Consider the following 20,686-nt stretch of genomic DNA (forward strand, 5'->3'; position numbering starts at 1 on the left):
CCCCCGCCTCGCCCGGTCCCGACCGGTCATCCCCGGTGGATCGAGCGACGTCTCGAGGTCGTTCCGGGATCTCGAGCGAGGAGTCTGTGCCGTTCTCAGCGCTCGGAGCGGCGCAGACTCTTCGCTGGATCCTCCGGGGATGCCCGCCGCCGGGACGCGACGAGCCCTTCGCTCCCCTGCCGACGGAACGCCGACCGAGATGGCGGTGGGAACGGGAGGCAGCCGCGACCCGCCCACGTGCTCGGCGGGTGCCACGACTGCGGCGATCGCATCGGCGGCTTCTGGAGCCTGAGCCACATGCCGCGGAGACGCTCGCCGATCCCCTCACTGCGGCACCGGAAGTCTCCGGCACGCACGACACGTGCGCCTCCCGCCAGAGCGCAACCGATCAGACAGGACGCGAGTGCCCGATCGACCACGCACCGACCTCTGGCGCACCTGCCCCTCGGCCCATCACCGGGCAGAGCGCGGCCGATCAGACGGCGAGGAGCTCCGGGGCGGGGGCGTCCGCAGCGCGGCGCACGGGCTCGCCGGGGCGCAGCCCCTCGCGGCGACCGATCCACCACCCCAGGGCGGCGGCGATCAGCAGGGCGAGCACCCCGATCCCTGCCGCGCCCAGGACGGTCGCGGAGGCGATGCCGGGGATCCCCGCCGCACCGGAGGCGGTGCTGCCCAGCTGCGCCTTCTGGAGGCCGATCGCCAGGTCCGGGCCGGGGAACAGGATCGGGTTGACCCACCCCTCGAGGATCCGCATCACCGCGGCGACCAGGCCGCCGCTGACGGTGAGAGAGGCCGACAGCAGGATCGGCAGCTCGAGACCGCCCGAGCGCCAGGCCAGGTATCCGCAGGCGAGGCCCATCGCGGCGGCGATCAGGAGACCCGGCGCGGTGGGCTCCGCCGCGGGCAGGGCCAGCAGGGTCGCGACCGGGACCGTCAGCCACGGCGAGCGCAGCCAGGTGCCGACGGCCTGGAGGGCCAGACCCCGCAGCGCGAGCTCCGCCCCGATCGCCTTCGCCGTCCCCAGGACCGTGGCAAGCACCGCAGCGGCCAGCGCCGGGCCCGTCGCGGACGGGGATGCGCCCGGGGACGGGTCCAGGAGCGCCACGAGCAGCGTCACCAGCACCGTGCCCAGCAGCGAGGCGCCGAGGACGGGCAGGGCGGCGGCACGCAGCAGCCCGGTCCGGAAGGCCCCGGTGACGCTCCACAGCCAGCGGGCGGGCCGCCAGCCGCCCACGCGGACCCCGAGCAGCGCCGAGGGCCACCACAGCGCCCCCATGAGCAGCGCCATCGTGACGTCGAGGGGGCTCGCCGGATCGCCGAGCGCCATGCCGAGCTCCGGATCCGTGCCCGGCAGCAGGGGGAGCACCAGCACGACCGCGACCACGAGGATCTGTGCGAGCACCACGTAGGCGAGGATCGCGACGCCGATCGCGAGCAGCGGACGCCACCAGCGGGACCAGGGCGCGCGGAGGTGGGCGAGACGCGGGTAGGCGGTTCCTTCCGCGGGCGCGGTCATGCGGGGATCCCGTGGGTCTCCGCGGGGACGGCGAGGGCGGAGGACGGCCGGGCGGCGGCCAGGCGCGCTCGGCGCTCGGCGTGGGCGCGGTCCTGCGCGGCGTGCATCTGCGAGGTCGCGGCGCTGAGGTTCAGGTCGCCGATGCTGAGCGGATGCGCGAGCGGCGGGAACGGGCGGCTGCTGCGCGGCACGCCGTCGGCGCCGATGCTCAGCAGCTCCCCCACCTCCAGCAGGCGCCATGCCGGGTCGTCATCCATCGGCTCCGAGGCGATCACCACCGAGCGGGTCCCTGCCAGGTCCGCGCTGCGGGCGGCGAAGGCGTCGGAGCGATGTTCGACCGTGCCGCGCAGCGGCGCGTGCAGCGCCCGAGGCTCCCCCGACGTGGGAGGGGCGGGAACCGGCCGACCGCGCGCCGGGTCCTCGCGGGCGGGGCGCTCGAGGACCCAGAGCTCGTTCGCGGCGGGCAGGCGCAGGGCGAACAGGTCCTCGCCCCGGGCCGCGAGAAGGTTCAGCGAATAGACGGGCGCATGCGCGGCGACCCATCGGACCGCGGCGACGAGGCCCGCGTGCAGGTCACCGGCGTGCGCCGCGGTCTCTCCCGCGATCAGCGCCGCGAGCCACTCGCTGTCGGTCGCACCGTGGACATGGCGGGCCGCGCCGAGCCGCGCGACACGGCGGCGCATCTCCTGGGTGACCTCGAGGACGCCGTTGTGGGCCAGGATGATCCCGTCCATGAGGAAGGGGTGCGTGTTGCGGGCCGTGTGCTCCGTCCCGCTGGACAGCCGCAGATGCGCGATGATCGTGCGGGCCGTGACCGTCTCCGCCGCCCTTGCGAACGCCTCCGAGGCGTACGCCGCCACGGGTCGCTTGCGCACGTGCGAGCGCCCTTCCTCGTCGATGTGCCCCAGGCCCGTGCCGTCCGCGTTGAACCGGGACTGCGCGCGCAGCGAGTACGGGGCATCGAGGAGCCAGAACTCCGCGGTGACGGGGGCGTCGGCATGGAGGGCGAAGAGGCGGCACATGATGAGCCGATTCTAGGCCTCGCGCGGCGGGGAGAGCTCGAGGGGGTGGGCGGGAAGCGAGCCCCCTCCGCGATTCGACATCCCGGCCGGAGGTGCCGGACCTCGGCGGCTGGCCCGCAGCGGCGAGGTGTCTCGCGGAGGCGGATCGGTCGCGGGCATCGGAGCAGGCGCCTCCGGCTCCGAGTCCAGCACTCGCCGGAACGTCGCGCCCCCTGCCACGGGAGATCCTCGACCTCTCGGGGAGCGGCCGGCCTCGGCGCGCGCGACGGAGCCCTCTGTCCGGATCGCCCCGGCGCAGCATCCCGTCACCCGTTGTCCCGTCACCCGCTGATTCTTACGTGAGAATTTGCGCGCCTGGCTGACGCGCCGGGGCCGGGCCTCACCGCAGCCCACAGGATGCCCCCGAGCAACCGGAGCGACCGTGAGCGAGATATCGCCCGGGCGGGAGATCCGCCGGAGCACCGGGGAACCCATGTGTCAGGTCGCGCACCATGCAAACATAACCGCAGGTGGAAAGGCTGTTGACCTCGTCCCAGCAACCGGGGAACCCGCCATCGAGGGAAGGCTGCACTCGTGCATCCCGCACCTGAGCCGGGACCACCACCGCACCGCCGGTCGTGCACCGAGTGGAGACCTCCTCGCTCCCTGGCGTTGACAGCGGCACTGCAGCGCTGTAGTTTTCCATTGCAACGTGAGATTTTTAGCCAATGCCTGACGTACCACGTACGACATGGTCCCGAGGGAGCGACGCCGCCCCTCCCCGCCGGAGCCTGCCCCATCCCGACCGCATCCTCCGCATGAGTTCCCCGCCTTGCCTTTCCACGACGACGAGGAGGCATCGAATGCACGCTCCCCCCGCCCCCGACCACCCGCCGGCCTCCCTCGAGGCCCCGGACCGCACGACGGACGCCGACGGCGGCTCGCCCCGCGTCCGCACCCGCCCTCCGTGGTATCGACGCCTGTGGCGGGACCGCACGGTGCTCCTGCTCGCGGCCCCCGGTATGGCGGTCATCATCGTCTTCCAGTACCTCGCCCTGGGCGGGAACGTCATCGCCTTCCAGGACTTCCAGCCCTACCTCGGGATCTCGAAGAGCCTGTGGGTCGGGTTCGACAATTTCCAGATCCTGGTCAACGGCGACCCCGAGTTCCTGAACGCCCTGCGCAACACCCTGATCATCACCGCGCTGCAGACTGTCATCGTCTTTCCGGCGCCGATCATCCTCGCGCTGATCCTGCACAGCCTGGTCTCCAACAAGCTGCGCCAGCTGGTCCAGTCCGTGCTGTACCTCCCCCACTTCCTGTCGTGGGTGATCGTCGTCGCGATCTTCCAGCAGATGCTCGGCGGCGCCGGACTGCTGAACAACTTCCTGCGCTCCCACGGGTGGGAGCCGATCGACATCATCGGCAACGCCGACGTCTTCTACGGGCTCATCACCTCCCAGGTCATCTGGAAGGACACGGGATGGGCCACGATCCTCTTCCTCGCCGTCCTCTCCGGGATCGACAAGTCCCTGTACGAAGCGGCGGCTGTGGACGGCGCCACCCGATGGCACCAGACCTGGCACGTCACGCTCCCCGGGATGCGGCCGATCATCATCATGCTCTTCATCCTGAAGCTGGGCGACTCGCTGTCCGTCGGGTTCGAGCAGCTGATCCTCCAGCAGGACGCCGTCGGCGCCGGAGTGGCGCAGGTGCTGGACACCTACGTCTACAACAACGGCGTGGTGGGCGGCTACTGGGGCGTCGCCGCGGCGGTCGGACTCGTCAAGGGCGTCGTCGGACTCGTGCTCGTGCTGCTGGCCAACCGGGTCGCGCACATGTTCGGAGAAGAAGGGGTGTACAAGGCATGACGGCGACGAGATCCCCGAGCAGCGCACGTGCCTCACGCGGCGTCAGCCGCACCGTGCCACCGCGTCGCAGGGCTCCGCGGATGATCGACGGCATCGCAGCGCCCGGGCCGGTCGAGTCCGTGATCAAGGGCGTGATCCTGACGATCGCATGCGCGGCGGTGATCCTGCCGTTCCTGGGCATCTTCTCGACCAGCATCGCCTCCCCCGAGCAGGTCACCGCGGCGGGAGGGTTCGTCCTCTTCCCCACCGGGATCGACCTCACCGCGTACCAGATGGTCTTCTCCGGTGGAGTGGTCACCCGCGCGCTGGGTGTCACCATGCTCGTCACGCTCGTCGGGACGGCTCTCAGCCTGGTGCTGACCGCGACCCTCGGCTGGGCGCTGAGCCGCCGCGGAGCGTTCGGGAACCGACCGCTGCTCCTCCTGGTGCTGATCAGTCTCCTCTTCGGGCCCGGGATCATCCCGAGCTACCTCGTCGTGGAACGGCTCGGACTGCTCGACAGCCTCTGGGCGCTGATCATCCCCACGTCCGTCTCGGCCTTCAACGTGGTCGTCGTCCGTGCCTTCTTCGTCCAGCTCCCGCAGGAGATCCTCGACTCGGCCAAGGTCGACGGCGCCGGCGAGCTGCAGCTCTTCCTGCGCATCGGGCTGCCCCTGTCGAAGCCCGTCTTCGCGGTGATCGGCCTCTTCTACGGAGTGGGCTACTGGAACGCCTTCTTCAACGCCCTGCTGTACCTGAGCGATGCGAGCAAGTGGCCGCTGCAGATGGTGCTGCGCACCTATGTCGTGCAGGGCACCCAGCTGGGCGGCCAGGATCTCGGCATCGACACCTCGTCCCTTCCCCCGCAGACATCCCTTCAGATGGCGATCCTCGTCATCTCCATCGTGCCCGTGCTGATCGTCTATCCGTTCCTGCAGCGGCACTTCGCCAAGGGCATGCTCACCGGCGCCGTCAAGGGCTGACGCCGCCTCCATCCCCTCGATCTCGACGCCGACGTCGGGATCTGCTGATCACCCCTCGATGAAGAGTGAAGGAGCAGTCATCATGACCACCTCGACCCCCACTCCCGGTCTGACGCGGCGCAGCCTCGTCCGCAGCGGCCTCGGCCTCGGCGCAGCCGCCGGGATCGGCTCGCTGAGCCTCGCCTCCTGCAGCAACGAAGGGCGCGGCGGAGCAGCCGCAGGTGACAACGCCAGCGTCACCCGCCCGGACTACATCCCCTTCGACGGAGTCGCCCTGGATCTCGAGGGCGATGAGGAGGCAGGCATCAGCGGGGCGATGCTCAACTACCCGGAGGATCCGCAGCCGGTTCACGAGGGCACGCCCGGCGACGGGAAGGACATCGGGTTCTTCGTGCCGACCAATACACCGGCACCTCCTGGACACGACAGCAACGTCTTCTGGCAGGAGCTCGACAAGCGGCTGGGATGCACGACCGCGATCTCCGTGGTCCCGACCGGCGACTTCGCCGACCGGTTCAACACGGCCATCGCCGGAGACCGGCTGCCCGACATCTTCTCCTTCTTCCCCGGAGACGTGCCGAGCCTCCCATCGATGCTCGCCGAGCGCGCGACCGACCTCACCGACCTGCTCTCCGGGGGCGCGGTCGCCGACTACCCGTTCCTCGCGAACGTACCGCCGAAGGCCTGGGACGCCTGCATCTACGGCGGGAAGATCTTCGCGATCCCGGTCCCCCGCGGCGTCGTGCAGACGACCGTGCTGTTCGCGCGCCGGGACCTGTTGGACTCCGAGGGCCTTGAGGTCGACGTGAGCTCGCTGGAGAGCTTCCTCGACTCCTGCAAGGAGCTGACAGGCGGAAACAGGTGGGCGCTCCCGCAGGTCCCCCTCGGATTCCTCCGCCAGATGTTCGAGGTCCCGAACGGATGGTCCGGAGACGCCGACGGGCTCACCAGCGCACACGAGCACGAGGGGCAGGAGCCGGCGCTCGAAGCTGCCCGACGCCTCGTCCAGGAGGGTCTCACGCACCCCGACGCCTTCACCGTGGACCAGCCTCAGCGGAAGACGTGGATCGCCAACGGCACGACACCGCTGATCTTCGACACGATGTCCGCCTGGCCCGATTTCGGCAACTTCCCGCTCCCGGACGGGTTCCTCCTCGAGGTGCTCCAGCCGCCGCTGGCGGAGGGCGGCGGCGTCGCCCCTGTCCACATGGGGCCTTCGACGCACAACATCACCTCGATCAGCAAGAAGTCCGAGGACCGCGCGGCAGCGCTCCTCGATGTCCTGAACTACATCGCCGCTCCCTTCGGCACCGCGGAGCACCTGTTCCTGGCATACGGGACGGAGGGGGTCCATCACGAGCTCCGAGGATCGAACCCGGTCCTCACGGAGACGGGGCGCAGCGAGCTGCAGCTGAGCCAGAAGTACATGGCCCAGGGCCCGTGGGTCCACTTCAACGCGAAGGACTCCTCCGTGTCGCAGGCGCAGTACGACGCCTCGATGGAGCTGGGGCCGACGGCTACGCGCAATCCGGTCGAGGGGCTCTTCAGCGAGACCCAGAGCCGGAAGGGCCGACAGATCGGGACCGCGCTCGGCGACCTGGAGACCGACATCATCCAGGGGCGCAAGCCCGTGAGCGCCTGGTCCGAGGCGGTCGCGACCTGGAAGAAGAACGGGGGCGACGCGATCCGCGACGAGTTCCAGAAAGCGCTCGGCGAGAAGGCGGAGGGCTGACCGGTGAGGCACGCCCGGCCCCTGACGCCCGCATGCCCCTGGGCGCTCCCATGAGGACGGGCTCGATCGAGCCGAACTGGGAGGCGGCCCGCTCCCGCGTGCGCACGCAGCCGTGGGCCGCCGGGATCCTCGAACGGGTCGAGGAGGACTTCACCCGCTGGGAGACGATGCTGCGGATCCCATCACCCACCGCTCCCACCGAGTGGACGCACCACTACTTCTGCGACGACGGCGCCCGGCTGGTCTTCGACCCTGCGTCTCCGCACCGGCACGTCTGTCCGGAATGCGGCGAGGTCCGCACCGGCGAGGTGCTGGACGGAGCCTGGCGGACGATGATGCACAACGCTGCGGCCTCCCAGGCTCAGCGGGCCGTCGTGCTCATGCGGCTGGACGAGGATCCGGAGCGGCGAGAGCACGCCCGGAGGGCGCTGGTCGGGCTCCTCGAGCAGTATGCCGACACGTACGAGGAGCATCCCGTCCACGGTGACAAGGTCGGTCAGGGGCGAGTCATGCCGCAGAGCTTGGACGAGGCCATCTGGGCGATCGCGCTCCTGCGGTCCGTGCGGTGGGCCGGCGAGGCCCTTCCCGCTTCGACCCGTGCCCGGGTACGGCATCTGGCCAGCAGCATCGCCGTGCTGCTGGAGCCGCAGCTCGGCATGGTCCACAACATCCACTGCTGGATCGTCGCAGCCCTCGCGGAGTGCGCGGCCGCCATCGGGGACCGTGCGCTGCAGGAGCGGGTGCGCTCCGGGCCCCACGGCGCCGAGCAGCAGATCCGCGAGGGGTTCCGGGCCGAGGGTCTGTGGTACGAGACGAGCGCCTTCTACCACTTCTACGCGCTGGCGGCGCTGCTGTCCTATCGCGAGGCATCGGGGGTGGACGGGCTGTCCACCGCCGGAGCGCGCGTGCTCGGTCAGGCGATCCAGGCCCCGGTGCAGCTCGCCTACAGCGACGGCAGGCTCCCGGCCTACGGTGATTGCTGGCCCCTGGGACGTCTCGAGGACTTCGGGACGCACGTCGCGGTCGCCGCCGCGGTGCTGCCCGAATGCACGATCGACGCAGCCCCGTACAGGGACCGCCGCCCCGAGGAGCGTCCGGTGGATCTGTGGATCGGATCGCGGTGGGAGACCCCGTGCTCACGGTCCGCCCCGGGGCTCTCGAGCCTCGCCGCTCTGGTCTTCGGGCCAGGGTCGCTCTCACCGCACCCCGCAGGCGACGAGACCCGGTCCGAGGGGGCCGTCGCCCCCGGCTCCGCTGCCCCGAGCTCCTTCCTGTGGCCCGATGCGGGCATCGGAGTGCTGGCCTCCGCACAGGCCCGCGTGACCCTGCGGTTCGGCAGGGACGTCGGCATGCACGATCACCACGACAGACTGGCCGTGGATGTCGAGATCCCCGGGGTCTGGTCGAGCCTCGATCTGGGATCCGGCGGCTACGGCGCAGCGCAGACCCGCTGGATGCGTTCGCCGGCGGCGCACAGCATCGGCTCCGTTCACGACGAGACGCAGCCTGCTGTCGACGGGGTCCTCGACGAGTGGTCCTCGACGCATGTCTCCGCGCGGGCCGCCTGGCGGGATCGACGGCTCCACCGGAGCATCCGCCTCGTCGAGGACGGCTGGACCGACACGATGGAGCTGGGCGCCGAGGATCCCGGGCCGCTCCAGTGGACGTTCCACGGAGACGGCACGGTCGTCGCGGCCGGCACTCCGGAGCCCGAGGCCCGCCCCGTCGACCTCGGCCGCCTTCCCGGGGTCGAGTGCTACCGGAATGTTCGACGACTGGCTCACGATGCTGACGGCGTGGTGCGTCTGACCTGGGACGTTCCCGGAGCGCCGGAGCTCATGCTGCCGCTTCCACCGGGCGGCGCCGCCTACGCGGCGCTGGGTGAGGCGAACCCTTCCGGTCTACCGCTCGGCATCGTCATCATCCGGGTCGTCGCTCGGTCCATGACCGTCGCCGCCCGATTCCGCACAGCGGAGCACCTGCCGGTCGTCGGCGGAGCCTCCGCGGGTCGGCTGCCCTGACAGGCCGTCTGCCCCGCGCTCACCCCATCCGCCAGATCGATCCCCCGGAGGCTTCCCGCCATGCCCCCCGCGCATCAGAGCATCGTCGGCGCCGCCGCGCCCACCTCCCTCCCCGACGTCCTCGTCCTCATGACGGATCAGCAGAAGGTCGGATGCCTCGCCTCCGAAGGCGGTCCCGACACGATGCCCCGCGTCGATGCTCTGCTCGAGCGCGGGTGCCGGTTCACGCAGGCACGCACCGTCTCCCCCGTCTGCGTACCCGCGCGGACCAGCTTTCTCACCGGTCGCTTCCCGAGCGCTCATCGGGTCCGGCAGAACAGCACCGCTCAGCACGCGCTCTACGACACGGACCTGCTCGACGTGCTGCGCGGCGCGGGCTACGCGCTGCACTTCAGCGGCAAGCCGCACATGCACCCGCGCCCCGCGGACTTCGACTCCTACACGGGCCCGTTCTTCCATGACAGCGGTCCCGGCACCGGCCACCGCACCGGCGCTCCGAAGGCCGATCACGCGGGCTTCGAGCAGTGGCTCCAGGAGCTGGATCACGCGGCGTCGGCCGTGCCCACCCCCTTCCCGATCGAGGACCAGTTCCCGCACCGGATCGTCGAGGGCGCGCTCGCGGCTCTCGCCTCAACCCCGGTCGAGCAGCCCCAGCTCCTGTGGGTCTCCTTCCCCGAGCCCCACAACCCCTATCAGGCGCCCGAGCCGTACTTCTCGATGTTCGAGGACGAGGTCCCCGAGAGGCTGACCGACGCGAGCGTCCTCGACGGACTGGACTGGCGGTTCCGCTGGCTGCACCGGCTCATCGACGACAAGCGTCCGGGCGCCGATGCGCAATGGCGCCGCTACCGGGCGAACTATCTGGGGATGCTGCGGCTGATCGACGACCAGATCGGCCGGCTCCTGGACGCCGTGGCCGCCCGCGGCCGCGAGACCCTCGTGGTCTTCCTCTCCGATCACGGCGACTTCCTGGGCGAGTACGGGCTGCAGCGCAAAGGGGCCGCCATGCCGGACGCGCTCATGCGGATCCCGCTGGGCCTGGCGATGCTCGGAGCCGTCGACGAGCCCGGAGCCGCGGGTGCCGGTCACATGATCATCGTGCCCCAGCAGCGCGAGGAGCTCGTCTCGATCGTGGATCTCATGCCGACCCTCGCGGAGCTCGTGACCGGCGAGATCCCTCCTGGCGTCCAGGGTCGCTCGCTGCTGCCCCTGCTGCGCGGAGAGTACGCGCCGGAGGACGAGTTCTCGACGATCCTCGGCGAGCTCGGCTACGGCGGCATCAGCTACGACGAGAGGTCGCGCCCGGAGCTCCACTTCCCCTACGCGGGCCCCACCTTCGACGAGCTGAACTCCGTGACCCTCGGCGGGGAGATGCGCATGCTCGTCTCGGGCAGGCACAAGCTCGTCGTCGACGATCGCGGGAACGACACCCTGCACGACCTCGACGCCGATCCGATGGAGCTGCAGGACCTGTCGGGCTCCGCCGAGCACCAGGAGCTCCGCGACATGCTGCACCGGCAGCTCGTCCGCTGGATGATGCGCGTCGCCGATGACCTCCCCGTCGGGGCCTACACGCCCCGCACCAGCGCCCACAACTGGCGCTGGGCCTGATCCGTCCGCTCTCCGCCGCACCAGGGAGGCCCCGTGCCCAGCACGCATCGCCCCGTTTCCGTCCGCTCCATGCCTCGTCGTGCGCTGATCGCCGGTGCCGCCGCGCTGCCTCTCGCCGCCTGCGGACCCAACAGGTCGGGATCGACCGCGGATCCCACGGCCGATCTGCGCGTCTCCTGGTACGGCGGGCAGCCCGTACACGACGGTGTGGAAGGGGCGCTCGCCGCGTTCCGCGCCGCGCGCCCCGACCTCGGCATCGCCGAGGAGAAGGCACCGTTCGCCGACTACTGGGACAAGCTCGCGACCCAGATCGCCGGTCGTCAAGGGCCTGATGTCGTCCGTATGTCGATGACCTGGCTGTCGGAGTACTCTCGGCGCGGAGCGCTGATGGATCTCTCGGGCCTCGTCGGCGCCTCCGGACCGATCGATCTGTCAGGCCTCGACGGGGACACCGCCGCGGCCGGCTCCACCGACCACGGACGCGTCGGCATCGGACAGTCCTCGATCACGCAGGCATGTTTCCGGAACCCGGCGCTCGCCGCCGAGCGCGGGATCCGCTTCCCCGCCACCTGGTCCTGGGACGACTTCGGAGATCTCGTCCGAGGCTTCGCCACGGAGGCCGGCCCCGGCATGTACGGCACGACCGACGCCGGCGGCGACCTGCAGCTCTTCGAGGTCTTCGCCCGCCAGCGGGGCACGGAGCTGTTCGAGGGGCAGTCCCTCGCCGTCGGCGCGGACGTCCTGGAGGAATGGTTCGCCCTGTGGCAGGGGCTGCGCGAGGACGGCGCCGCACCGCCGCCCGACGTGTCCATGGAATCCGGGGACTTCGAGACCAACCAGCTGTCCGTGCTGCACGCCGCCCTCACCTTCGGATGGGTCCAGCAGGTCACGTTCTACCAGCCGCTCCTGCCCGACCATCCCCTCGAGATCACGGATGTGCCGGGGACCACGGCCGGTGATCTGGGAGGACAGTTCGTCACCGCTCTCGACTTCTGGAGCGTGCTCGCGACGTCGCAGCGGGCAGACGATTCCGCCGAGCTCATCTCCTTCCTGCTGTCCGATGAAGCGGCCGTCCGGTCCCTCGGCCTCTCGCTCGGCGTACCTCCTGCCCGATCCTCCCGAGACGCTCTGGCCGCGGATCCGGATTCGGCCGCAGGGAAGGCCCTCGCCTACGTCGAATCCGTCACCGGACGCACCGGGCCGCCGCCGGCGCCCTGGCCGGCAGGCTACGGCACCCTGCAGGGCACGGACTTCAGCCGCATCCACCAGGAGGTCGCCTTCGGCGCGATGACTCCGACGGAGGCGGCAGGTGCGGTCGCCGAGGCCGCCGCAGCGGCGCTCGGCGGCTGAGCGCCCAGAGCAGGATCCCTAGAATGACAGCGTGGTCAAGGACAGACGATCTCCTCGTCCACGCCTGACCGACGTCGCCGAACGCGCAGGCGTGTCGATGAAGACCGTCTCCAACGTCGTCGGAGGGTATGCGCCTGTCTCCGACAGGACGCGCGAGAAGGTCCTCGCCGCGATCGCCGAGACCGGCTACCGGCCGAACCTCTCCGCGCGCAACCTCGCGCGCGGCCGCTCCGGCACGATCCTGCTGGCCGTTCCTCGTCTGGAGCTGCCCTATTTCGCATCGTTGGCAGGACACATCGTCACGGCAGCCGCGACGCGCGGCTGGACGGTGCTGCTGCACCAGACCGATGGAACGGCCGAGGGCGAGCGGGCCGTGCTCGAGGAGGAGCCGTCGCAGCGGCTCGACGGCATGATCGTCTCGACCCAGCATCTGCGGGCCGTGGAGGTGCACCGGACCGATGCGGTGCCCCTCGTCCTGCTGGGCGATCTGGAACCCCACGGGGCGATCGCCCACGTCGGCATCGACAACTGGGCCGCCGGACGCGCCGCCGCCGTGCACCTGGCCGGGGTCGGCTGTCGGCGGGTGGCGATGATCGGTGCCGGGATCGGCACGACCCGCCGCGATCGGACGGCCGGTGTCGCCGCCGGTCTGCGCGAGGCCGGCCTTCCGGTGCTGCCGGAGCTGCTGCGCCCCATCGCCGCGAACACGGGAGAGGAGGGCGAGCGAGTCGTCACCGAGATGCTCGCCGAGCTTCGGGCCGCCGGGGCGCCCCCGCCCGACGGCGTCTTCGCGGTGACCGACTGGGTCGCGATGGGGGCGCTGCGGGCGCTGCATCGTTCCGGCCTGGCGGTCCCCGCGGACGTCGCCGTCATCGGCTTCGACGACATCCCCTACGCCACCTCCTCGCTGCCCACGCTCAGCACGATAGCCGCGGACCGTGCATGCATCGCGGACCACGCCGTCGCCCTCCTCGAGGAGCAGCAGGGCTCGGCCATGGACTCCCCCGCCCGCACAGCGCAGCGGTTCGCACCGTTCGCCCTGGTCCCCCGCGAGTCCACGGCACGCCCCTGAGCCGCCGGGGCCGTACGATCGACCCATGCCCTCTTCGTCCGCGCCCCGGCCCTCGGATCCGGCGGTCCCTGCCGGTGCCGCGCCCCGGGATCGCCGGCTCCCGCCCTGGGGGACGATCCTGCGCAACGTCGCGCTGGTCGCGGTGATGCTGGGGATGGTATGGCTCATGCTGAACGTGCGCCTGCCGCCGATGGAGACGCTGCGGGACGATTTCGAGGCCCTCGGCCCGTGGGCCTACATCGGGTTCATCCTCACGTACGCGGTGGTCGCGGTCACCCCCATCCCGGTGACGGTCATGGCCCTGGCCGGGGGGATGCTGTTCGGCCTCGGCATCGGGACCGCCCTGTCGATGATCGGCGTGCTGATCGGCTGCATGCTCGCGTACTGGCTCGCGCTCGCGGTGGGCCGTGAGACGGTCATGAAGCTCCTGGGCTCCCATGCCGAGACGATCGAGGACAAGCTGGCCGGGGGCGGATTCCTCGCCGTGTGCACGCTGCGGCTCATGCCCGGCATCCCGTACTGGCCCGTCAACTACGGCAGCGGCGCCCTGGGCGTCCATCAGCGCGAATACCTCGTCGCGACCGCGATCTCCTGCCTTCCCGGTCAGCTGTCGCTCGTCGCCGTCGGCGCATACCTGGGCGATCCGGGATGGCCCACGGGCATCGCCGTGATCTGCTGCTGGGCGCTCGTGATCGCGCTGACGATCTACTCGCTGAAGAGGTGGCGGGGCCTGAGGCGCGGCGAGGGCGGGGCGGACGGCACGCAGGACGAGGCCCTCGCCGGCTGAGACCACCGCCGGGACCGGAGGCGGCAGATGGAGGAGGTCGAGGAGGCAGACCGCCTCAGCGCGGCTCGCCCTCGTCCTCGCGCAGCAACGAGGCGAAGCCGTCGGCCATCGCCTGCGGCAGCGGACGTCCCGAGGGACGAGGCCAGGGGCCGAGGGCGCAGGGCCACTCCCCCGCGAGGTACTCGGCGTCAGCGGCCCGGCGCTGACGAAGCTCAGCTCGACCACCGGTCCCGGCCCACAGCGCGAACCCGATCTCGCAGTTCTCGACCAGCTCCTGCTCCGTGGGGAACAGGGCGGCCGCGAGGTCGGTGATCTCCTCGAGACGATCGATGCCCTCCTCACGGCCCAGGTATCCGCCGATGACGCTGAACCGGACGATGATCGCGGTGCGCACCAGATCCCATCCCCACAGCAGCTGCGGCGGATGCCCGTCGCGGGTCTCGCCGAGCTCGAGCAGACGGCTGAGGGGGACATCGGCGAGCGCCGCAGTCGCCTCGAGCTCCTCGAGGTCGCCGCCGGCCAGCGTCGCCGCCAGGGCGTAGGAGTGCACACCCGCCTGGAGGTACTGGTCGATCATGGCGCGGGCCTGCTGCGCATCGAGGATGCCCCAGTCCTCGGCGAGCCCATCGCGCTCCGACTCGGGCGTCTCCAGGGGCAGCGTCCGGAAGGACCTCACCTGTCGCGGGGTCATGCCCGCGCTGGTGGGAAAGACCTCGATCGTGAGGGGCCAGGCGCTGCGCTGATGCATCCAGTGCCCGCCGATGCGCAGGGCGCGGCGCAGCCGATCATCGGGGGCGGCCAGTCCGCGGATGCGATAGTAGCGGTGCTGCTCGCGCAGGGGTCGCAGGCGCGCGCCCCGCACCAGCTGCACCGCGAGGACAAGGCATCCCAGGCCCGCGGCCAGCGCGATCACCCAGAACAGCAGCATGCCCGGCGCAGTGCTCGAGAGGACGGTGCCGAGGTCCCAGCCGGCCTCGCGCAGCCGGACCAGCGGCCCCACCTCCATGCGGCCCAGGAAGACGAGGATCAGCACGCCCAGCAGCGCCCAGGTGACCACGGCCGTGTACATCCGTCCGCCGTAGCGACGGTCGAGCTGGAGGTTTCGCATGGTCGCGCGCACCGGGAACTCGCGCCGGGACGCACTCCCGGGATGGTTCTGCAGGGGGTGGGGCATCGGCCGTGCTCCTCGCTCAGGTGCCGCGCCCGTTCCGGCCCGATCGCCCGGGGCTCCGTGCGCGCGGCCCCGGCCACGCGGCAGATGGTCCTCGGGCAGAGGGTACGTGATGGGCGGCGACGGGGTGGACCGGTCCCGGAACCCGACGCGTCCTGACCCGGCGTCAGCCCTCAGACCTCCCCGACGGTCGCCCGGGCCCTCGATCAGACGTCGCGACAGAGGTCGACGATGAGTCCGCCGGGTCCGCGCAGGTAGGCGGCCTCGGTGCCCCAATCCGTCGTGAGCGGGCCGGAGAGCAGCTCCGCGCCGGCGTCGACGGCGCGGCGCGCGGATGCCTCGACATCCTCGACGTACTCATGGAGGATCAGCCCGTCCAGCGCTCCCCACGGCACCATCGCCTCCCGCGAGAGCATGACCCGCAGGCCACCCGCATCCAGCTCGCCGAAGTTCGGATCATCCGCGACGATGCGCCAGCCGTACGCCGCGGACAGCATCCGCGTCGCCGCCGGAACATCGTCCACCTGAAGATCGATCGCCTGGACCGCCATGTCTGAGCTCCTCGTCCGTGGTTGACGACGACGGTATCAAGTCATCGCACGGAGGCGCCGGATCGGGGCTTCTCGACCTGTCCGGGTTGTTCCGCGGCCGGACGATCCGGAACGCTCGCTCGGACAGCAGCGCCCGGCACCTTCACGACGAAAGCATGACAGTGAGAGCCGTCCCTCTGCTGCGATGCGCTCGTCGCCTCCGGGGCAGAGCACGGACACCGAGACACCCCAGTATTTCCGGCGAGATGACCAGGAATCACCCGGCACGATGACCAAGAATCGACAGGCACGGTGATCAGGAAGACCACCCGGAAGGTGCTGACCCGGGGCGCTGTCGTCTTCCGACGCGATCCCGCGCGTCCTCGATTCATCGGAGGCCTACGTGTCTCTACCTCACCTGTACGTCATGTACGCCTCTCTCGGACACACCTCACCTCCGGGGATCCCCGCTGGCACTCGCGCTTGGGCATGTCTCGTCGTCGATGGTCATGGCGCTCGCCCGGTCACGTCCAGGACGCCGCTCGTGGCCCGTTCCCGGCCTCGGCCCAGAGTTCTGCTGACATGCCCGCCCTACAGCAGCATGACGGAGGCAACTCTGGCCGCCTCCTCCTGCACGAACGCCTCGGTGACCGCGGGCTCCTGCCGGAAGAGCCGGTCGTAGACCTGAGCGGCAGAGCCGCCGGTGATGACGAGCTCCCTGACGCCGACGCGCCGCATCCTGCATGCCACAGCCGTCCCGAAGAGGTCATGATGTGCACATGACCTCCTCGCATCCCGTCCTCCTCCTCGTCAACGGCCCGCCCGGGGCTGGGAAGTCCGCGCTCGCCCGGGAGCTCGCCGCGCATGATCCTCTCGTCACTCCCGTGGACATCGACGCGATCAAGCACGATCTGCCGCTGTGGCCGGATGACCCGGAGGCGGCGGGGCTCGTCGCGCGCGAGGTCGCGCTCGCGGAGACCGGGCAGGAGCTCGCGGCCGGCCGCGCCGTCGTGATCGGGCAGCTGCTGGCCCGGCCCGAGTTCCCGGCCGCGCTCGCGGACCTCGCCGCGCATCATCGGGCGCGGTTCGTGCACGTGGTGCTGCATCTGCGGGCCGAGGAGCTCCTGCGGCGCCTCGAGCTGCGGCGCGCCGCACCCGTCACCGCCGCCCAGGCCGCGGTCGATGCGGACCTCGACCTCGAGGAGGTCCTGGTCTACGCGGAGCGGATCACCGCGATGACGCAGGGGGACGACAGCGTCCACCACCTCGATGCCGCCGCCCCGCTGCCGGAGCTCGTCGCAGCCGTGCGCGAGCTGATCGTCGGCGGAAGCGGTCAGGACCCCGCAGCCGGCTGATCCGCTGCCGTGCTCGGGGGCGCCTGCAGACGCCGCCGCGCACGGCCGCGGACGATCGCGAGGACACCGGTGAACACGAGCATGAGCACTCCGAGCGCCGCCGTGCCGCCCATGGAGGTGAAGGAGAACAGGGTCGCCGTCTCCCGGAGGCGCCAGAGGTCGGCGAACATCGTCCAGCCGATCGGCAGCACCATGACCAGCGCGAACGCGAGCAGCACGAGCGCGGGAGCGACCAGCGAGTACGGCGACCAGCGGGTCCCGGCGAGGGCCGCGACGACCAGCGCAAGACCCACCAGCACCAGCAGCATCGACACCGGTTCCGGGTCCAGCTGGAAATAGATCATCGCCTCGTACTGGCCGCGGGCGAGGCCCGCGAACAGCAGGCCGCCGCCGATCAGCAGCACGGCCGGTACCAGCACGAGCCCGATCACCGAGAAGGCGATCGGTGCGCGCGGTCCTCGGCGCGCCAGCAGCAAGGCGAGGCCGAACCCGCCGATCGCCGGATGCAGCACCGCGGGCAGCCCGTGGACCAGCCCGTCGACGACCTGCAGGGGAAGCAGCTCGCGGCTCAGGTCGTAGGCATGGAACAGCAGCGCCGGGAACAGCGCCATGACCACGCTGAACAGCGATATCACGCCGACGACGAGCAGGCCCGCGCTGCTGGCGATCCCGGTGGCGACCACCGAGGCGAGCAGGGCGATCCCGACCACTGGGGCGCCCAGGGCCTGCACCATCATGCCGGGCGGGACATCCCCCAGGGGCACGCCGACATAGCCGTACTGCTGGACGAGCATCAGCCAGGCGCTGCCGCCCCAGGACAGCAGCCCGGTGGCGAGCGGAGTGACGATCAGGGCATACAGACCCGTGAGAAGGCGGGCGAGGACACGGCTGGTCTGCATCGGAGCTCTCCTTCGACGGCGCGTCCCGAGGGAGGGTCCCCCTGCGCACCTCCTGGGAGTCTACGGCGGTGCCCGGACGGCCGCGGCGGAGCAGAGCAGCGCCAGGTCATGCGGGCACCTCGGCGCGGGCATGGCGGCGGCACGTTCGTCGTGGACGCGCGCGGCGACGGGCTGGACCGCCACGGCTCGCCGACCCGGTCCGGGGGCTCGGTCGTGGTGACCGGACCTGCCGGCAGCGGCAACGGCTCCGTCGACGTCACCGGCGACGACACGGTCCCCGATGGCACGCTGATCGCGGCCGATGCCGGCGGTATGGTCGTCGCGCGGCGCGGGCTTGACCGATGCCGCGCTCCAGTGCGCTCTGGACGGCGCTGCGGCCGGGGACGCCGTCGCGGTGCAGGGCTCCTCCGGGACGGTGATCGCGACCATCACCCTCGCGGACGTGAGCGCCAACGTGGTCAGGACCAGGGACGGCATCATCGACGGGCAGACGTGCTCGCTGGTCGGCGTCGATGGTTCGACGGTCGCGACGGCGACCGCGGGCGAGGTGACGAGCTCGGGGACGGGTGGCGGAGCGGCCGGCGGCGGAACCCCTGGCGGCGGCCCGCTCAGCTGAGCGACGGGGCGCATCCGCACGACAGGCGACAGGCGACAGGCGACAGGCGACAGGCGACAGGCGCACGGTGAGCACGGGACCGCTCGCGGGCGAGCTCGCGTCCGCCGTCATCCCGAGCTCGATCAGCCCCGGAGAGGGGAGGTGCTGCCGGAGAACATGTACATCATGTACATGATGTACGTGTTCTCCGAACGGACATCCCCTTTCCCTTTCCCTCTCGCTCGCCCCCCGTTCCTCGTGTCCCCCTCAGCCTCCGCGCCTTCCCCCGCGGCTCGCCCCTGTCCGCGCACCTCTCTCGTCTCTCGGCTCGTCCTCCTGCACCCGCTTCAGCCTGTGCGTCCTGCCCGCCTCTCCCCCGCTGCGCCTCCGCTCCGACGCCGGGGCACCGCGGATCCGGGACGTCGGAACCACGGCTCGGGCCGCGGGCGTGTGCGCTCCTCCTCCCCAGTCCGAAGCCGTCCACATCGGCCCCGGGCCGATCACGAGAGCGCCGTAGCCTCGAGGAATGCAGAACGTCACCACCGCAGACTTCCGCGCGAACCTCCGCTCGCTGCTGGCCAGATCGCAGATCGAACCGATCCGTGTGCTGTGCCGGGGGACGGCGGAGTCCGCGATCGTCGTCTCTCCCGCCTGGTACGCCCGCGCGGCGCTCGCCCTGGAGGGGGTGGACTACACCGCACCGCAGATGACCGAGGCGGAGGAATGGGCTCTGTGGCTCGCCGCGCAGAAGGCAGCGATGACGGCGGAGGGCGATGCCCGCGGCTGAGCCGGGGAGGACCCCAGGCACCCATCGGCCCCTCACCCGCTGAGGAGCATGCCCGTTCCGAGGCCGAGGACCGCCGCCGCAGTCGCGAGGGCGAGGACGCCCAGGCCGTTGAGCAGCGCGGCGGTCCACCGCCTCTCCTGCAGGAGCCGGACCGTCTCGAGACTCGCGGTGGAGAAGGTCGTGTACCCGCCCAGGAAGCCGGTGCCGACGGCGAGCTGCACCCCCGGGGGAAGCACAGCACCGCCGGCGAGTGCGGCGACCAGCCCCAGCAGGAAGGAGCCGCTCACGTTGATGAGGATCGTCGCCCAGGGCAGCACGCCCACGAGCCGGGAGCGGAGCACGCCGTCGAGGACGAGGCGGGCGACGCAGCCCAGGCCGCCGGCGAGAGCGATCGCGCAGAACAGCAGCGGGGTCATCGGCCCGTCCTCCCCGGACCGGTCTGCTCCTCGCCGAGGAGGCGCCGGTGTCCGGAGGAGGAGGCGAGGACCCCTGCCCCGGTCGCGACCGCGCCGAGGACGACGGTCGCGAGGCCGTAGCCGATCCCGGCCGCGACGCCCGTCCCTCCACCGACCGCCCCGGTCGCACCGGTCCCGGCGCCCAGCAGGGAGGCGACGCCGACGGCGAGGGTCGAGTAGGTGGTGAAGCCGCCCAACAGCCCGGTGCCCAGCAGGAGTCGCAGGGAGCGCCGCGACGGCGTCTCGGGGCCGGCGCGGACCAGGCCCTCCAGCAGCGCTCCCAGCAGGAAGGCGCCGGCGAGATTGATCCCGAGGATCGTCCACGGGATCATCCCGGATGCGGGGACGGCGAGGATCAGGCCCTCACGCGCCGCGACGCCGAGGCTCCCGCCGAGCAGGACCAGCAGCATCGCACCGGGCCGCAGGTGCAGCGGCCGGGGTGCGCGCCGCGGTGACGGTGCGGGCGCAGGATCGGCCATGGGTCTCTCCTCCCGTCCGGGTGCACGGAGCCTGCCGTGCACCGGCGAGGCGGGGGCTGCGGTGGACGGTCCCGGGCCTTGCGTCGCGAGCCCCGCCGCCGCAGCGACCCGTCGATGCTCCCACACCCCCGCCCCGTCAGTCCTCCGGCAGCGCGGCGAAGGCCGCCTTCACGTCGTTGTACCAGGTCAGAGACTGCTTGGGGTGGAGCCAGCGGAACTTCATCTCCTGGCGAGCCTGCTGGTGGGTCGTGTCGCCGTCCTTCACCGCGGCCTTGAGATGGGCGTCCTGGGCGTGGATGACGTCATCCGCGGTCGCGCCCTGATGGGCGAGATCGCAGGGGCCGCCGAGCTGCTGGCAGGTCATGGTCTTCATGGTCGTGCTCCTTCATGGGATGGTCTTCTTCACGGGCTGGTGGTCGCCGGGCGCTCGTGCGCCCGATCGTCCGGTGACGATGCCGCGGACCCTCCGGACCCTCGATATCGCCGTCACTT

Annotated in this window: 20 protein-coding genes; 11 read left to right on the plus strand and 9 right to left on the minus strand. The window is 71.4% G+C overall.

Translation table 11 applies throughout. The features are described from left to right. Positions 1–475: 475 nt before the first annotated feature. Both ACFFF6_RS10575 and ACFFF6_RS10580 read right to left on the minus strand, forming a co-directional pair. Complete coding sequence (locus ACFFF6_RS10575) at positions 476–1,516, minus strand: CPBP family glutamic-type intramembrane protease (RefSeq protein ID WP_376980452.1); 1,041 nt, start codon at positions 1,514–1,516, stop codon at positions 476–478. After that, the gene (locus tag ACFFF6_RS10580) at positions 1,513–2,538 is read right to left on the minus strand and encodes a class II glutamine amidotransferase (protein WP_376980454.1); all 1,026 of its coding nucleotides are present in this window, start codon (positions 2,536–2,538) and stop codon (positions 1,513–1,515) included. Before ACFFF6_RS10580 ends, ACFFF6_RS10575 begins: the two co-directional genes overlap by 4 nt. An 842-nt stretch (positions 2,539–3,380) precedes the next feature. Here ACFFF6_RS10580 and ACFFF6_RS10585 point away from each other — a divergent pair. The 8 genes from ACFFF6_RS10585 to ACFFF6_RS10620 all read left to right on the plus strand — a co-directional run bounded on the left by ACFFF6_RS10585 (position 3,381) and on the right by ACFFF6_RS10620 (position 13,923). After that, positions 3,381–4,388 (plus strand): ABC transporter permease, encoded by a 1,008-nt coding sequence (locus ACFFF6_RS10585; RefSeq protein WP_376980456.1) that lies wholly within the window; start codon positions 3,381–3,383, stop codon positions 4,386–4,388. A gap of 80 nt (positions 4,389–4,468) precedes the next feature. Beyond that, positions 4,469–5,350 (plus strand): carbohydrate ABC transporter permease, encoded by an 882-nt coding sequence (locus tag ACFFF6_RS10590; RefSeq protein WP_376980458.1) that lies wholly within the window; start codon positions 4,469–4,471, stop codon positions 5,348–5,350. Between the two features lie 82 nt (positions 5,351–5,432). Further along, positions 5,433–7,082: an extracellular solute-binding protein gene (locus tag ACFFF6_RS10595; protein ID WP_376980460.1), complete on the plus strand. Its 1,650-nt coding sequence runs from the start codon at positions 5,433–5,435 to the stop codon at positions 7,080–7,082. 50 nt (positions 7,083–7,132) lie between these two features. Continuing rightward, on the plus strand, positions 7,133–9,103 hold the full coding sequence (locus ACFFF6_RS10600; protein WP_376980462.1) for an inositol polyphosphate kinase family protein: 1,971 nt from the start codon (positions 7,133–7,135) through the stop codon (positions 9,101–9,103). A gap of 60 nt (positions 9,104–9,163) precedes the next feature. Continuing rightward, positions 9,164–10,714 carry a sulfatase-like hydrolase/transferase gene (locus tag ACFFF6_RS10605; protein WP_376980464.1) on the plus strand — a complete coding sequence of 517 codons (1,551 nt, stop codon included), beginning with the start codon at positions 9,164–9,166 and terminating at the stop codon, positions 10,712–10,714. A gap of 69 nt (positions 10,715–10,783) precedes the next feature. Continuing rightward, complete coding sequence (locus ACFFF6_RS10610; protein WP_376980466.1) at positions 10,784–12,064, plus strand: ABC transporter substrate-binding protein; 1,281 nt, start codon at positions 10,784–10,786, stop codon at positions 12,062–12,064. Between the two features lie 31 nt (positions 12,065–12,095). Further along, positions 12,096–13,136, plus strand: coding sequence for a LacI family DNA-binding transcriptional regulator (locus ACFFF6_RS10615; RefSeq protein ID WP_376980468.1), 1,041 nt, complete (start codon positions 12,096–12,098; stop codon positions 13,134–13,136). A 25-nt stretch (positions 13,137–13,161) separates the two neighbouring features. Continuing rightward, on the plus strand, positions 13,162–13,923 hold the full coding sequence (locus ACFFF6_RS10620) for a TVP38/TMEM64 family protein (RefSeq protein WP_376980470.1): 762 nt from the start codon (positions 13,162–13,164) through the stop codon (positions 13,921–13,923). Positions 13,924–13,978: 55 nt separating this feature from the next. Here the strand turns inward: ACFFF6_RS10620 and ACFFF6_RS10625 are convergent, their stop codons facing one another. The 3 genes from ACFFF6_RS10625 to ACFFF6_RS10635 all read right to left on the minus strand — a co-directional run bounded on the left by ACFFF6_RS10625 (position 13,979) and on the right by ACFFF6_RS10635 (position 16,362). After that, positions 13,979–15,097, minus strand: coding sequence for a DUF1266 domain-containing protein (locus tag ACFFF6_RS10625; RefSeq protein WP_376980472.1), 1,119 nt, complete (start codon positions 15,095–15,097; stop codon positions 13,979–13,981). A 203-nt stretch (positions 15,098–15,300) separates the two neighbouring features. Continuing rightward, positions 15,301–15,645 carry a VOC family protein gene (locus ACFFF6_RS10630; protein WP_376980473.1) on the minus strand — a complete coding sequence of 115 codons (345 nt, stop codon included), beginning with the start codon at positions 15,643–15,645 and terminating at the stop codon, positions 15,301–15,303. A gap of 570 nt (positions 15,646–16,215) precedes the next feature. After that, positions 16,216–16,362 carry a hypothetical protein gene (locus tag ACFFF6_RS10635; RefSeq protein ID WP_376980475.1) on the minus strand — a complete coding sequence of 49 codons (147 nt, stop codon included), beginning with the start codon at positions 16,360–16,362 and terminating at the stop codon, positions 16,216–16,218. 41 nt (positions 16,363–16,403) lie between these two features. Between ACFFF6_RS10635 and ACFFF6_RS10640 the strand changes: the two genes are divergently transcribed. After that, a complete protein-coding gene (locus tag ACFFF6_RS10640; RefSeq protein WP_376980477.1) occupies positions 16,404–16,979 on the plus strand; it encodes an AAA family ATPase in 576 nt (191 codons plus the stop codon). Here ACFFF6_RS10640 and ACFFF6_RS10645 read toward each other — a convergent pair. After that, positions 16,958–17,878, minus strand: coding sequence for a hypothetical protein (locus tag ACFFF6_RS10645; protein WP_376980479.1), 921 nt, complete (start codon positions 17,876–17,878; stop codon positions 16,958–16,960). The genes ACFFF6_RS10640 and ACFFF6_RS10645 overlap by 22 nt on opposite strands. A 334-nt stretch (positions 17,879–18,212) precedes the next feature. On the opposite strand from ACFFF6_RS10645, the gene ACFFF6_RS10650 reads away from it, so the two are divergent. After that, positions 18,213–18,494, plus strand: a complete 282-nt coding sequence (locus ACFFF6_RS10650) for a hypothetical protein (protein WP_376980481.1) — start codon at positions 18,213–18,215, stop codon at positions 18,492–18,494. Positions 18,495–18,999: 505 nt separating this feature from the next. Next, a complete protein-coding gene (locus tag ACFFF6_RS10655) occupies positions 19,000–19,260 on the plus strand; it encodes a hypothetical protein (RefSeq protein WP_376980483.1) in 261 nt (86 codons plus the stop codon). 32 nt (positions 19,261–19,292) lie between these two features. Here ACFFF6_RS10655 and crcB read toward each other — a convergent pair whose 3' ends face one another. The 3 genes from crcB to ACFFF6_RS10670 form a co-directional block, all read right to left on the minus strand. Then, positions 19,293–19,676: a fluoride efflux transporter CrcB gene (gene crcB, locus ACFFF6_RS10660; protein ID WP_376980485.1), complete on the minus strand. Its 384-nt coding sequence runs from the start codon at positions 19,674–19,676 to the stop codon at positions 19,293–19,295. Beyond that, on the minus strand, positions 19,673–20,194 hold the full coding sequence (locus ACFFF6_RS10665; RefSeq protein ID WP_376980487.1) for a CrcB family protein: 522 nt from the start codon (positions 20,192–20,194) through the stop codon (positions 19,673–19,675). The genes crcB and ACFFF6_RS10665 overlap by 4 nt, the downstream gene beginning before the upstream one ends. A 136-nt stretch (positions 20,195–20,330) precedes the next feature. Continuing rightward, positions 20,331–20,567, minus strand: coding sequence for a hypothetical protein (locus ACFFF6_RS10670; RefSeq protein ID WP_376980489.1), 237 nt, complete (start codon positions 20,565–20,567; stop codon positions 20,331–20,333). Positions 20,568–20,686: the final 119 nt, after the last annotated feature.

The organism is Brachybacterium hainanense, from assembly GCF_042434575.1.
Lineage (GTDB): Bacteria > Actinomycetota > Actinomycetes > Actinomycetales > Dermabacteraceae > Brachybacterium > Brachybacterium hainanense.

Coding starts and splice junctions, on each gene's coding strand:
- ACFFF6_RS10670 (WP_376980489.1), bottom strand. CDS start 20,567: ATGAAGACCATGACCTGCCAGCAGCTCGGCGGCCCCTGCGATCTCGCC.
- ACFFF6_RS10605 (WP_376980464.1), top strand. CDS start 9,164: ATGCCCCCCGCGCATCAGAGCATCGTCGGCGCCGCCGCGCCCACCTCC.
- ACFFF6_RS10575 (WP_376980452.1), bottom strand. CDS start 1,516: ATGACCGCGCCCGCGGAAGGAACCGCCTACCCGCGTCTCGCCCACCTC.
- crcB (WP_376980485.1), bottom strand. CDS start 19,676: ATGACCCCGCTGCTGTTCTGCGCGATCGCTCTCGCCGGCGGCCTGGGC.
- ACFFF6_RS10645 (WP_376980479.1), bottom strand. CDS start 17,878: ATGCAGACCAGCCGTGTCCTCGCCCGCCTTCTCACGGGTCTGTATGCC.
- ACFFF6_RS10580 (WP_376980454.1), bottom strand. CDS start 2,538: ATGTGCCGCCTCTTCGCCCTCCATGCCGACGCCCCCGTCACCGCGGAG.
- ACFFF6_RS10625 (WP_376980472.1), bottom strand. CDS start 15,097: ATGCCCCACCCCCTGCAGAACCATCCCGGGAGTGCGTCCCGGCGCGAG.
- ACFFF6_RS10640 (WP_376980477.1), top strand. CDS start 16,404: ATGACCTCCTCGCATCCCGTCCTCCTCCTCGTCAACGGCCCGCCCGGG.
- ACFFF6_RS10635 (WP_376980475.1), bottom strand. CDS start 16,362: ATGCGGCGCGTCGGCGTCAGGGAGCTCGTCATCACCGGCGGCTCTGCC.
- ACFFF6_RS10590 (WP_376980458.1), top strand. CDS start 4,469: ATGATCGACGGCATCGCAGCGCCCGGGCCGGTCGAGTCCGTGATCAAG.
- ACFFF6_RS10655 (WP_376980483.1), top strand. CDS start 19,000: ATGCAGAACGTCACCACCGCAGACTTCCGCGCGAACCTCCGCTCGCTG.
- ACFFF6_RS10610 (WP_376980466.1), top strand. CDS start 10,784: ATGCCTCGTCGTGCGCTGATCGCCGGTGCCGCCGCGCTGCCTCTCGCC.
- ACFFF6_RS10585 (WP_376980456.1), top strand. CDS start 3,381: ATGCACGCTCCCCCCGCCCCCGACCACCCGCCGGCCTCCCTCGAGGCC.
- ACFFF6_RS10595 (WP_376980460.1), top strand. CDS start 5,433: ATGACCACCTCGACCCCCACTCCCGGTCTGACGCGGCGCAGCCTCGTC.
- ACFFF6_RS10600 (WP_376980462.1), top strand. CDS start 7,133: ATGAGGACGGGCTCGATCGAGCCGAACTGGGAGGCGGCCCGCTCCCGC.
- ACFFF6_RS10665 (WP_376980487.1), bottom strand. CDS start 20,194: ATGGCCGATCCTGCGCCCGCACCGTCACCGCGGCGCGCACCCCGGCCG.
- ACFFF6_RS10630 (WP_376980473.1), bottom strand. CDS start 15,645: ATGGCGGTCCAGGCGATCGATCTTCAGGTGGACGATGTTCCGGCGGCG.
- ACFFF6_RS10620 (WP_376980470.1), top strand. CDS start 13,162: ATGCCCTCTTCGTCCGCGCCCCGGCCCTCGGATCCGGCGGTCCCTGCC.